Source organism: Bradyrhizobium sp. RD5-C2 (assembly GCF_019972155.1).
Taxonomy (GTDB): domain Bacteria; phylum Pseudomonadota; class Alphaproteobacteria; order Rhizobiales; family Xanthobacteraceae; genus Bradyrhizobium.
Genome location: NZ_BOVL01000057.1, coordinates 55,933 through 68,797, shown reverse-complemented (window position 1 = coordinate 68,797; position 12,865 = coordinate 55,933). Strand labels below are relative to the sequence as shown.

Below are 12,865 nucleotides of genomic sequence, written 5' to 3'. Positions count from 1 at the left end.
GATCATGCACCGCACAGTTGATCCGTCAGCCGAGACCGGCTTGCTTGAGCTGGCGGTTGATGCTGTCGGCGAGCTTGTCGAGCCCCTCGTCGACGCTGACCTCCTTCGCGACCATCTTCTGCAGCGAGGCGGCCCATTCCGTCGTGAGATCGAAGAACAGCGGCTGCGCCGTGAAGTAGATCTTGGCGCCGGGCGACGACATGTCGTGCTGTTCCAGATAGCCAGGATACGATTTCGCGATGCGGTCGCGGAACTCGCTGTCCTTCCACACCGAGGTGCGCACCGGATTGACGAAGTCCATCTTGCGCGCACCGAACAGATCGTGCTCGACGGACGCGGCCCACTGCATGAACAGCCATGCGGCGTCCTTCTGCTTGGAGAAGGTCGACATCGCGAGCGACCAGATCCAGACGTTCGGGGTCGGCGCCTTGGCGGCCGGGTTGGCGGCAAACGGCGCGTAGCCGAGATTCCCCTTCTCCTTGTTGTCGCCGCCATTCATGAAGTAGCCGAGGATGTCGGCGTCGAAGATCATGCCGGAGGCGCCGGCGCCGAGATCGGTGCCGACCTGGTACCAGGTGTAGGTCGACCAGTTCTTCGGGCCCGAGGTCTGGATCATCTTGACCCATTTGTCGTGGAAGTCCTTCGAGGCCTTGGTGTTCATCGCGGCCTTCAGCTTGCCGCCCTCCATCACAAAATCTTTCTGGCCGAAGTTCGAATAGGCCGACAGGAAGCCGGGATGGATGGTCGCCCAGGAGCGCGAGCCGCGCACGCCGACGCCGTAGGGGCCGCCGGCGTCCTTGGTGATCTTGGCAGCGACGTCCAGCATCTCGTCAAGGTTCTTCGGCGGCTTGACGCCGACCTTGTCGAAGACGTTGCGGTTATAGGTGATGTTGTTGAGCTCATAGCCCCAGGGGATGCACCACTGCTTGGCCTTGCCCGAGCCGAGCTCGGAGCCGGCGACACCGTCCCACGCCGTGGAGGCGCGCAGGCCCGGCAGCACGTCGTCCCAGGCGAAGGCCGGATTGGTCTTGGCGGGATCCTTGATGTAGGTGTTGAGGTCCTCGATCCAGCCCGCCGGACCGTAGGTCCAGGTCATGTAGGCGCCGGTCATGAAGGCGTCGTACTGGTCCGACTTCGACGACAGCGCTGCCGTCACCTTGTCGAAATAGACGTCCTCGGGGAAGATGTCGTAGGTGACGTTCATGCCGGTCAGCGACTTGAACGCCTCGATGTCGCCGATCATCGCGTCGACATAAGGGTGCTTGTTGAGCAGCAGCTTGACGCTCTTGCCGCTCTGGGCCTTCCAGTTGAAGTCCGCGGCCATCGCCTTCGACATCGAGGAGGCGAAGGCGGCGTTGGCGGCGATACCCGCGATGCCGAGCTTGGCGGCACCGTCGAGGAGATCGCGGCGGCTGATGCGTTTGGCAGCGTAGGAGTCGAACAGATTCTTCTCGCGATCGAACATGTATTTCCTCTCCTTGTTGACGCTTGTTTTATTTGTCCTTCCGGGTCTTGCTTCTTGGCTTGCCGGATGTGGTCTCCGGCTTGTCGGTTGCGAGCGCCTTTGCGGTCACCTCGTCGATGATGAGGCCGTGCAGCACGCCGCTGCGCAGCACGCCGCGCAGCGCGGTCACCTTGGCCGGCCCGCCGGCGATGGCGACGATCCGGTGCTTCCTGAGATCGGCCATGCTCATGGAGGTGGCGCGGGCCGAGAGATCGGTGTCCAGCACCGCTCCGTCGGCGCTGAAGAAATGTCCGAGCAGATCGGCGCAGGCGCCGACACGCTTCAGCTCGGCGACCTCGTCGGGCTTGATCATGCCGCTCGACACCAGGAAGCCGTCGCGGCTGACCTGTCCGATGCCGACGAACAGCAGCGAGGCCTTGCGCGCCAGCGCGAACACGTCGGCGATGCCGAACTGCTGCATCAACACGGCGCGATCGGCGACCGAATTGGCGAACACCGGCACCGGCAGCAGATAGGCTTCTGCGCCGGTGCGTTCGGCGAGGCGATGGATCACATCGAACGGATTGGCGGCAAACTTCCGCGTCAGTCCGCCGAGCAGCGAGACGAATTGCGCGTCGCGCGCCGGGGTCTGCGGCATCTGCTCGACCACGGCGGCGAGCGTGCGGCCATGGCCGACGCCGATCACCTTGTCGTCGCCGCGCTCGAGGGTCTGGCGCAGGAAGCTCGCGCCTTCCAGCGCCAGCGCCTTCAGCGGCAGGTCGCTCTCGCCGAGATCCGGCGCGACGCGACAGAACGAAAGACCGAAGCGCTGCGTGAGGTCGTTCTCCAGCGCGACGCATTCGGCGACCGGCCCCTCGACGAAAACGCGGATCATGCCTTCGCGGCTGGCGCGCGCGATCAGGCGGTGCGCCTTGGTGCTCTGGATGTTGAGGCGGTCGGCGACCTCCGACTGGGTCAGCCCCGCCGCGAAGTACAGCCACGCCGCGCGGGTCGCGAGCGACGCCTCGCCGTCGATGATCGGCAGCCTGTCGGGCGGTGTGGCCATGTCCGGAAAAGTCCGCTTGCAAAATTCTTCACGTCCTGCAAAAAATTGCAGAGGCCGAACGGGGCGTCAATCCCCCAAACGTGCTGCAGCGCAACCAACGTCGATGCGCGCGCACCAGAGAGCGGTGAAGTCGGATGGGAGGTTTGTATCTCGGCATCGATGTCGGAACCGGCGGCGTCCGCGCCTGTGCGATCGATCCGCAGGCCGGCATTCGCGGCTTCGCTTCAGTTGCGCTGCCCGCACCGCGCGTCGACGGCAACGCCATCGACCAGACACCGGAGCTCTGGTGGCAAGCGGCAGTCGCTGCAATCGGCAAGCTCGGCGAGACCGTCGGTCTCGGCGACATCACGCGCATCGTCGTCGACGGCACGTCGGGCACGCTGCTGCTGGTCGACGCGGCCGGCCGCCCCTGCTCGCCGGGGCTGATGTACAATGATGCGCGCGCTACCCATGAGGCCGCGCGCGTAGCTGCAATCGCACCGCTCGAGAGCGGCGCGCATGGCGCGAGCAGCGCACTCGCCAAGCTGCTCTATCTGCTGGATCACGGCTATATCGGCGATGCGCGCCACGCCGTTCACCAGGCGGACTGGATCGCTGGCCGGCTCGCGAACCATCACGGCATCAGCGACGAGAACAACGCGCTGAAGCTCGGTTACGATCCGGTCGCGCGCGCCTGGCCGCCCTGGCTTGATCAGCTCGGCGTGCGCGACGATCTGCTTCCCGAGGTGCTGGAGCCGGGAACGCCATTCGCCGAGCTGGATCCGCAGGTCGCGCGGTCGCTGGGACTGCCGCCCACAGCGCAGGTCGCAGCCGGCACCACCGATGGCGTTGCGGCCTTCATCGCGACGCGGGCCGACCAGCCGGGCGATGCCGTCACCTCGCTCGGCACCACGCTGGTGGTGAAGCAGCTTGCGACCCAGCCGATCTTCGCGGCCGACCTGGGCGTCTATTCGCACCGGCTCGGCGCGCGCTGGCTCGCCGGCGGCGCCTCGAACTCCGGCGGCGCCGCGCTTCTGGTGCACTTCACCGCCGACGAGATGGAGCGCCTGACGCCGCAGGTGACGCCGGAGGCGCCGACCGGGCTCGACTATTATCCGCTTCCGAAACCCGGCGAACGCTTCCCGATCGCGGATCCACAGCTTGCCGCGCGGATCACGCCGCGCCCGGCGGAAGATTGCCGCTTCTTCCAGGGCCTGCTCGAAGGCATCGCCTCAGTCGAAGCCCTCGCCTACCGGCAGCTGGCGCGGCTCGGCGCACCACGCTTGCGGCGCGTCATCGGCATCGGCGGCGGCGCCAAGAACGATGCATGGACCAGGATCAGGCACCGCGTGCTCGGCGTTCCGGTCTCGGTCGCCGAACAGACCGAAGCGAGCTACGGCGCAGCATTGCTCGCGCTGAACGGAGGTCCGCCATGAAGGCCGATGCGACCGCGATCGCCGGCCTTCACGCCATCGTCGACCGCTTCGATCACGTGCTGCTCGACCAATGGGGTACGTTGCACGAGGGACTGGCGGTGTTCCCTGCAGCGCTGGACTGCGTGGCCAGACTGCGCGAGGCCGGCAAGCGCATCCTGATCCTTTCCAATTCCGGCAAGCGCGCGAGCAGCAACCAGCGGCGTCTCGCGGCGCTCGGCCTGCCGCCGGAGGCCTATGACGGTGTGTTGTCGTCGGGCGAGGTCACCTGGCACGGGCTGCATGCGCGCGAGCAGGCTCCCTTTGCCGAGCTCGGACGCGCTTGCTTGCTGATCTCGCGCGACGGCGACCGCTCGATCGTCGATGGCGCCGATCTCACGATGGCTTCGACCGTGTACGAGGCTGATTTCATCCTGCTCGGCGGGCTCGACGATGATACGGCCGAGCCAGAGCGCTGGCGTGCGCTGCTGACGGCGGCCGCCGCGCGGCGACTGCCGATGCTGTGCGCCAATCCGGACCTGGTCATGTTCGGCGCTGCGGGCCTGATCTCCGCTCCGGGCGCGCTTGCCGCGTTCTATCAATCGCTCGGCGGCACGGTGCTGTTCGTCGGCAAGCCGTATCCGCCGATGTTTGCCGCCGCGCGCGAGCAATTGGGGCATCCGCCGCCGGAGCGGATCCTCGTCATCGGCGATTCCCTCGATCACGATATCGCCGGTGGACGCACCGCCGGGATGCTGACCTTGCTGATCGGCTCCGGCGCGCACCGCGCGACGCTGTCGCAAGCGAGCGATCTGCCGCAGGCGGTCAAGACCGCGGCCGGCGCAGCGTCGCGGATGCCGCACTGGACGATGGACCATCTGACCTGGTGAGAACAGCCCGATGCGACCGCCTCAAACGCTGAACGAACTGCGCCGCATGTCGGCACGCGTCGGCGGCAATATCCTGCTGGTGCAAGGCGCCGGCGGCAATTCGTCGGTCAAGGATGGCGACGTGCTGTGGGTGAAGGCGTCAGGCACCTGGCTGGCCGATGCCGAGGACAAGGACATTTTCGTGCCGGTCGCCTTGTCGGCCGCGCGCACAGCACTGACGCAGGGCGACGAACGCGTGCCGCTTGCGCCGAATGCCGGAACGACGCTGCGCGCCTCGATCGAGACCTCGCTGCATGCTCTAATGCCGCACCGGATCGTGCTGCATGTCCATTCCGTCAACACCATCGCATGGGCAGTGCGAACCGACGCCCGCACCGAATTTGCCCGGCGAATGGACGGACTGGCCTGGCGCTACCTCACCTATCACCACCCGGGGCTGCCGCTCGCACGCGCGGTCAGCGCGGCGATCGCAGAGGATGCGGTCGACGTCCTGATCCTCGGCAATCACGGCCTGGTGGTCGGTGCTTACACCTGCGACGCGGCGGAGGCTTTGGTTGCCGAAATCGAGCAACGCCTCGCGCTGGAGCCGCGTCACGCGCCGGCTGCCGATCACGACGCGCTCCGCAAGATCTGCGCAGGCACGAACTATCGCCTGCCCCTAGATCCGCGCGCCCACGACACCGCCACCGACCGCTACAGCCGCGCGATCGCGACCAGCGGCTCGCTTTATCCGGATCACGTCGTCTTCCTTGGCCCGGGCCTACCGGTGCTGGAGCATCGCGAGAAGCTGAGCACCATGATCGCGCAAAGCACCGCGAGCGGGCTGCCGCCGCCGGTTGCGCTTCTCGTCCCTGATATCGGCAGCCTCATCCGCGAGGATGCGAGCGACGGCGCGGAAGCCATGCTGAGCTGCCTCGCACTGGTCACCAGCCGGTTGCCTTTGACCGCACGCGTCAACTATCTGACGGCAGAGAATGAGCACGCGTTGCTGAACTGGGACGCCGAGCGATATCGTCAACAGCTGACTGCCGACCGCTGATGCGAAACGCCCGCCGCTTCATCCCTTCTCGGCGGACAGGAACAGCCGATAGGCCGGATTCTCGCTCTCGTTCCAATAGGGATAGCCGAGTGCATCGAGCGCCTGAACGAACCGCGCGCGCTCCTGCGGCTTGACCTCGATGCCCGCCAGGATGCGTCCGTAGTCGGCGCCGTGATTGCGGTAATGGAACAGCGAAATGTTCCAGTCGGGCGCCAGGCTCTCGAGGAATTTCAGCAACGCGCCGGGACGCTCCGGAAACTCGAAGCGGTAGATCACCTCGTCCTTGAGAAGCGGCGCGCGGCCACCCACCATGTAGCGCACATGATCCTTGGCCATCTCGTTCTCGCTCAGATCCAGGATCGGATAGCCCTCGCGCCGCAGCAGTTCCATGACTTCGCGCTTCTCGGCCTCGCCGCGGCTCAGCGCGATGCCGACGAAGAGCTGCGCCGGCGCGGTCGTCTCGGCGAAGCGGTAGTTGAATTCCGTAATCGCCCGCGAGCCGAGGATGCGGATGAAGTGGCGATAGCTGCCCGGCTTCTCCGGCACGGTCACCGCAAGCAGCGCCTCCCGATGTTCGCCGACCTCGGCGCGATCGGCAATGGTGCGCAGCCGGTCGAAATTCAGATTGGCCCCACTGTTGACAGCAATCAGGCTGCCGTCGCTCAGCGCGCCGCGCTCGGCGTAGGCCTTGAGGCCGGCGAGCGCCAATGCCCCGGACGGCTCGGCCACCGATCGCACATCGTCGAAGATATCCTTGATCGCCGCGCACATGGCGTCGGTGTCCACGGTGACGACCTCGTCGAGCAAGTCGCGGCAGAGCCGGAACGTCTCCGTTCCAACCTTGCGGACGGCGACGCCGTCGGCGAACAGCCCGACCTGATCCAGCGCGACGACGTTGCCCTTGGCGAGCGCGGCCGCCATCGAAGCCGCGTCGGCCGGCTCTACGCCGACGACCTTGATCGAGGGATTGAGGAACTTCACGAAGGCGGCGACGCCGGCCGCAAGCCCTCCTCCGCCGATCGGCACGAAGATCGCCTCGATCGGATCGGGATGCTGCCGCAGGATTTCCATCCCAACGGTCCCTTGGCCTGCAATCACGTCCGGATCGTCGAACGGATGCACGAATGTCAGGCCGCGCGCGACCTCGATCTCCCTGGCTTTGGTTTGCGCGTCGTCGAACGTGTCGCCATGCAGCACGACGTCGCCGCCCAGACGCCGGACGGCTTCGACCTTGATGGCGGGCGTCGTCCTCGGCATCACGATCGTCGCGGGAATGCCGAGCTTGCGCGCCGACAGCGCCACACCCTGCGCGTGATTGCCTGCCGACGCGCAGATGACGCCTTGTCTCCGCTGCGCATCCGGCAGCCTGACGATCTTGTTGTAGGCGCCGCGAAGCTTGAACGAGAAGATCGGCTGAAAATCCTCCCGCTTCAGCAGGACGGCGCGCGACAGGCGCTCGGAGAGCCGCGGCATCGGATCGAGCGGCGTCTCCACCGCCACGTCGTAGACACGGGCGGTCAGGATGCTTTGGGCGTAGTCGCGGAGCGCGTTGGCGGCAGCGGTCATCGGGTCGCTTTGTCGATGGGGAGGCAATCCATATCGGTTGCACCTGCCCATCATCGGCGCCGACCTGGCGAGCAGACGGCACGGAGCCGCCGCTACATCCAGGTCGAAGCATCGCATGGCCGGAGGCTCGCGTGAAGCAAAGACCGCCGGATCAATCGCCTGGCCGAGCGCATATGAAGTCGTCCGGGCCGTCGCAGGGGGCGCTGCCAAAATATCGAAAACAACCCCATGCAAAGTAGCCAGCGGCGGCCGGCGTCGACCGCACCACTTGACACGTCGGGCAACTCAGGAATATATTTCTAATATTCCGAAATCAACCGACGAGCGCCTCCAGCACCGCAGTTGAATCGGTGACCCAGCCAAAAAATGCCGCCTTGGCGGTGACCGCTTCACGCCATGAGACGCGACGAATTCCATCCCCTGCCATGGTCACCGGGCGCTTCCCAGCCCACCTCGGAGACGAGCAGCGTGTCCTCCAGCTTGATGTAGCCGCGCGCCGGATGCAGCAGCGCGGTCTCGATCGAGATCACCATCCCGCGTTCGAGCGGCCGGTCGGCATCATACGGCGCGTAAGGCACCGGGCCGCTCGCGGTGAGGCGCGGCGCTTCGTGGCTGACAAGCCCGATGCCGTGTGCGGTGAAGTCGAGTACGGCGCGATGCGGCGAGGCTTTGACGGCTGCCTCGCCCGCCGCAATGATGTCGCCGCCCATGGCGCCCGGCCGGATCGCGCGTCGGGCCACCTGCTGAATCTCCTCGACTCCTTGCAGCAACTCGCGGAGCTCGTTGTCGGGCTCACCTAGAAGTCCCATGCGGCTGAGGTCGCCGATATAGCCCCGGTAATTTCCGCCGGAATCGATCGAGATCACGTCGCCCTCCGCAAGAAGCTGGTTCGACGGCGCGCGGTTATGGCTCTTGCCCGCGGCAATCAAGCAATACTCGAAGACAAGATCGCGTTCCTGCTCCTCACAGCGCAGACGAGCGACGACATCGTTCTTGGTCATGCCCGGCGTGCAGCCCTTGAACGTGGCCATCATCGCATCGACGACCCGTTCCGAAGCCTCCCTGATGAGATCCAGTTCGACCGGAGACTTGACGGCGCGAAGCCGCTCCAGCGTGAAATGGGCCTCGCGGAGCTCGACGTCGCCAAGCCCGGCAAGCAGATGATCCCTGGCGTCGGCCGGCAGGAAGCCTGCCTCGATGCCGACGCGCCTGGCGGCGCCCCCGAGCTTTTTCACATGATCAATCGCGAGGCCGATCGCATCGAGCGTTCCCCACGCGCCCGCTTTGACTGAAGGCGCCGATATCCGTCCGAGCTCATGCTCGAACTTTTCCATGCGGTTGCCGATGTAGGCGGAATTTTCAGGGTGTCCTTTCTGATAGACGAACACCGGCAGATAGCGGCTGGTGCCGATCGCCTCCATGACGTCGAAGAAGAAGAAACGATATCCACCGAGCAGGTACTGCACGTTGTGACGCGAGGTGACGATCAGGACGTCGAGCCCCGCCTCATCCATCAGCCGGTCGAGTTTTGCAGTATCGAACGGCGCCGTTGTTGCGACCACGTCGTGCGCATTGTCCATGGTAAAACCTTCCGTCTTTCACTGTCCCGCTGCCGCTTTTGCGGCCAGCGGCGTCGGTGCGGCGCTCGAGCCCGCGTTTTCACCAAACAGAGCCACCGGGCGGCCGTGCGGCTCGACGCCGAGGAACGTAAAGGCAAGGCCGATCAGGAGGCCCGCGCCAGCAAGAAAGAAAAACGCCGGCATCACCGCCGCTGCGGTCGCGCTGGGATGCACGACATTATCCGCGCCGGCGATCAATGCGAGACATAGGGGACCTACGATCTTGCCGACCCCGTTCGAGAGCTGGGCAAGGCCGACCGCGCGTCCCGAAAGCTGGACCGGAAAGATCTCGGCGGGATAGGGCCCGATGTTCGAAAATCCACCGTCGAAGAACACGGCGCCGATGATCAGGAAGACCAGAAACAACGGGACCGAGCCGGCAAAGTCGGCGTGAAAATAGGCCGCCAGCGCCAGCGATACCGCGGTGCCATAGCCCATCAACTGGCCGCACGGCTTGCGGCCGATCCGATTGGCGAGAAAGGCAAAGCCGGTTCGGCCAACGACACCGGCGAGGCTGACATAGATGAACATCTTCGCCGCATCCTGGGGCGCGACGCCAAGCAGTAGCGCCACAATCGTCGGTCCCCACAGGAAGACGCCGTAATTCGCTGTGCTGGCGCCGAACCAGACCAGGACCGTCAACCAGAAGCGCCGCTGCTCGGCAAAGAGATCGGCGAATGTCGCCGGGTTCGCTGGCGGCAGCGTGGGCAGGACAAATGACTCGCCGCCGACCCGGTAGAGCTTTCGGATGGCCGCCTGCGCCTCGCGCACGCGGCCCTTGCTGATCAGCCAGCGTGGCGATTCCGGCATGATGATCATGGTCAGAACCGCGAGGATGATCGGCAGAAAGCCGACCGCCGCCAGGCCGCGCCAGCCGACCAGCGGCAACAGGAAGCTCGCCGTCACCGAAGCCGACAGTACGCCGAAGGCGACTGGAACGACGACGAGGCTCGTGACCAGCGTGCGGTGACGGGTCGGTGCGAACTCGACGATGGCAGGAACTGCCGCCGCCGCACCCGCGGCAAGGCCGAAGCCGACGAAAAAGCGCAGGATCGCAAATGCAACCCAGCCGTCTTCCGGAATGAACGCGATCGCGCCGGAAGTCAGGCCGCACAGCAGAACGCCGGCAACCGCCAACGGCTTGCGCCCGAAGCGATCGGCGAGGACCCCCGCGGCGAATGCTCCCAGCATCGCCCCGATGCCGGCGCTCATCAGCATGATCGAGGTCTGCCCGAACGTCAGGTGCCATTTCGGCGCCAACACCGAGACCAGAAACCCGACCACGAAGAAATCGAAGAAATCCACCACGCCGGAGATGGCGAAGATGATGATCGATAGCCAATAGCGCGTCGTCACCGGCGCTTCGTCGAACGGCACTGCGCTCGCTTGCTCTGCCATGGTCTCCCCCTGTTGTTGTCAAGCCGCCTTCTTTTTTGAATTCAGAAATGTCGCCACCGCTTCCGCGACCCGCTCGGGGGCCTGGATCGACGCGACATGGCCGACGCCTGCGATGGTCCTGGTCTCGACGTGCGCAAGGTCGCGGGCGAGCGCAAATGTCTCCGCGTTCGGGATCAGCCGGTCGTCGCCGCCCGCGAGCAGCAGCGTCGGGCGATCAAAGCCGGTCAGATCGGCGGCGACAGGCTGTGCGAGCAAGGCGCCGCGTCGTGCCTTCTGGCCGTCGTCGCGGTTGGAGCCACGAAAGATGTCGATCAGTTCGGGCCGAACGCGCAGATACTCAGGCGGAAAGAAGAACTCCGCGATCCTCGGCGCGTTGCCTGCGGCGTCCGCGCGAAACGACGCGAGCGTGCGGAAGACATCCGCATTCACCTCCAGTGGGCTCCTGTTGACCTTCCAGGTGCTGCTCAGGATCAGGCGATCGATGCGGCCGGGATGGCGGGCCGCCAGCACTTGCGCGATCTGGCCGCCCAGCGAGGTTCCGAAGACATGGGCACGATCGTAACCGAGCCCTCCGATCAAGGCCGCGGCATCATCAGCCAGGTCGGCCAGCGAATAGGACGACGGCGGATTGCAGGTGGCGCCGGAATCGCGCTGGTCATAAGCGATCACGGTAAAATGCGCCGCCAGCGCGGGCGCAAGGCCGTCGAACATCGAATGATCGGCCTCGCCGCCATGCAGCAGCACGATCGGTTCGCCGCGTCCGGTTTTCTCAAACGCCGTGACGACGCCGCCAGATTCGAACGATTGCATGGGAGCCTCCGCTAGTGCAGCAACGTCGAAAGCGCGCCGGCCAATTCCTTCGCCGGATCCGACGGCACCCACGGCATCCGCCACGCCACGTGCCCATCGGGGCGCACCAGCACGGCGCCGCGCATACCCAGCTGGAATCCGTCTGCCGGGTCGGCTGACGGCAGTTGTTTGAGCGAGAGCGGCAGGCCGGTCTTCTCCGACACCTGCTTCCCCGCCTCCAGCCACTCGCTGCCGAGCGGACCGGTGACGACGGTGAATTCCTTGTCGAACCAGTCGAGCGTGGATTTCTTGCGCGAAGGCTCCAGCCACATATGCGGAAAGCGCGCGCCGGGACGGTCGGACGGCGTGTAGTAGCGAGAGTTCAGCGCCTTCGCGACCGTGCCATCGGGAATGACAGCGCCCTCCTCGTAATTGTGTCCGAGGTTCTGCCCGATGCTGTGCAGGTGATTGTCCATATCGTTGATCCAGAACCTGATCCGGTCCGGATTGCGCGATCGCACGGCATCATCCGTCAACCCAAATCGCAGCCGATTGCCGTAGCTGAAATTGGCATTGGATTGCGCGATCGGGCGGCGCTCGCTGGAATAGCTGTCGAGCAGCTTTTCGTCCGCACGGCCCTTCAGCACGAAGGCGAGCTTCCAGGCGAGATTATGCGCGTCCTGAACGCCGGAGTTTAGGCCGAAGCCGCCGGTGGGTGGAAAGCGGTGCGCGCAGTCGCCGACCAGAAACACCCGGCCCTTTCGAAAGGTCTCGGCCACCTGCATGCTGACGCGCCAGATCGAACGATTGAGAAGCGTGACGTCGAGGTCCGGGATGCCAACATGGCCGCGTGCGATCTCGATGAACTCCTGGTCGGTCCACGGCCGCTCGCGATCGTCCTTGGTCAGGCCGATTTGCGTCACGGTGAGCCAGCGATCGCGGCCGTTGGTGTTCAGGATGCCGGCGCGCGGCAGATCGGCCCTGTCCGGGACGATGATGAAGCCCGCGGCCTCACGCGCGATCGGCAACCGCGACAGATCGGCCCGCCAATACTCGTTCGACATCACCGCCAGCGTGGAGGGCCCGACCATCTCGATCCCCGCGCTGCGCCGCGTCTGGCTGCCCGCGCCATCGGCGGCGATCAGGTAGGTCGCCGTCCACTGCGTCACCTCACCGGACTTTTCGCAACGTGTCGTGACGTTGACGCCGTTGTTGGTCTCCTCGAACGATTCACAGGCCGTATTGAACAGGACCGTGGCGTGTTTTGACTGCTCGACCACGCGCAGAATTTCCTCCTCGACGGCGTCCTGCGCGACCAGGCTCTTCCAGGCAGGGGTATGCCCGACATTCGGCTCGGGACGGGTGCGGCCGAACTCGTGACCCGCGATGCTATCGAGGAACACGAACATATCGGAGTTGTCCTGCAGGCCGCGATCGCGGATCGCCTGCTCGATTCCCCACTGCCGGAAGATCTCCATGGTGCGGACCCAGCAGCCGCGCGACTTGGGATGATCCGTCGTCGTCGGGCTCTTCTCGAACACGACGCAGTCGATGCCGAAGCGATCGAGCAGCAGCGACATCGCAAGGCCGACCGGCCCGCCGCCGGCGATGAATACGGACGTCTGGCGTGCCTCGTCGGTGGCGATGCCCATGCTCGTCTCTC

The 12,865-nt window shown here is 65.6% G+C and carries 10 protein-coding genes; 3 read left to right on the top strand and 7 right to left on the bottom strand.

The window, feature by feature from the left end; genetic code table 11:
* Positions 1–25: 25 nt before the first annotated feature.
* Both BraRD5C2_RS36525 and BraRD5C2_RS36520 read right to left on the bottom strand, forming a co-directional pair.
* On the bottom strand, positions 26–1,465 hold the full coding sequence (locus BraRD5C2_RS36525; RefSeq protein ID WP_223976812.1) for an extracellular solute-binding protein: 1,440 nt from the start codon (positions 1,463–1,465) through the stop codon (positions 26–28).
* 28 nt (positions 1,466–1,493) lie between these two features.
* Positions 1,494–2,510, bottom strand: coding sequence for a sugar-binding transcriptional regulator (locus tag BraRD5C2_RS36520; protein ID WP_223976810.1), 1,017 nt, complete (start codon positions 2,508–2,510; stop codon positions 1,494–1,496).
* Positions 2,511–2,644: 134 nt separating this feature from the next.
* Here BraRD5C2_RS36520 and BraRD5C2_RS36515 point away from each other — a divergent pair, with 134 nt between their 5' ends.
* From BraRD5C2_RS36515 to BraRD5C2_RS36505, 3 genes are read left to right on the top strand one after another with little or no spacing between them, the layout of a single operon-like run.
* Positions 2,645–3,925, top strand: a complete 1,281-nt coding sequence (locus tag BraRD5C2_RS36515; RefSeq protein ID WP_223976808.1) for an FGGY-family carbohydrate kinase — start codon at positions 2,645–2,647, stop codon at positions 3,923–3,925.
* Entirely contained in the window at positions 3,922–4,791 is an 870-nt protein-coding gene (locus tag BraRD5C2_RS36510; RefSeq protein WP_223976807.1) for a TIGR01459 family HAD-type hydrolase, read from the top strand. Before BraRD5C2_RS36515 ends, BraRD5C2_RS36510 begins: the two co-directional genes overlap by 4 nt.
* Before the next feature lie 10 nt (positions 4,792–4,801).
* Entirely contained in the window at positions 4,802–5,830 is a 1,029-nt protein-coding gene (locus BraRD5C2_RS36505) for a class II aldolase/adducin family protein (RefSeq protein WP_223976805.1), read from the top strand.
* Between the two features lie 18 nt (positions 5,831–5,848).
* Here the strand turns inward: BraRD5C2_RS36505 and ilvA are convergent, their stop codons facing one another.
* From ilvA to BraRD5C2_RS36480, 5 genes are all read right to left on the bottom strand, one after another.
* Positions 5,849–7,396, bottom strand: a complete 1,548-nt coding sequence (gene ilvA / locus BraRD5C2_RS36500; protein ID WP_223976802.1) for a threonine ammonia-lyase, biosynthetic — start codon at positions 7,394–7,396, stop codon at positions 5,849–5,851.
* A 389-nt stretch (positions 7,397–7,785) separates the two neighbouring features.
* Positions 7,786–8,976, bottom strand: coding sequence for a M24 family metallopeptidase (locus BraRD5C2_RS36495; protein WP_223976800.1), 1,191 nt, complete (start codon positions 8,974–8,976; stop codon positions 7,786–7,788).
* An 18-nt stretch (positions 8,977–8,994) separates the two neighbouring features.
* Positions 8,995–10,413 (bottom strand): MFS transporter, encoded by a 1,419-nt coding sequence (locus BraRD5C2_RS36490; RefSeq protein WP_223976798.1) that lies wholly within the window; start codon positions 10,411–10,413, stop codon positions 8,995–8,997.
* An 18-nt stretch (positions 10,414–10,431) separates the two neighbouring features.
* A complete protein-coding gene (locus BraRD5C2_RS36485) occupies positions 10,432–11,223 on the bottom strand; it encodes an alpha/beta fold hydrolase (protein ID WP_223976796.1) in 792 nt (263 codons plus the stop codon).
* 11 nt (positions 11,224–11,234) lie between these two features.
* Positions 11,235–12,854, bottom strand: coding sequence for an FAD-dependent monooxygenase (locus tag BraRD5C2_RS36480; RefSeq protein WP_223976794.1), 1,620 nt, complete (start codon positions 12,852–12,854; stop codon positions 11,235–11,237).
* Positions 12,855–12,865 lie beyond the last annotated feature (11 nt).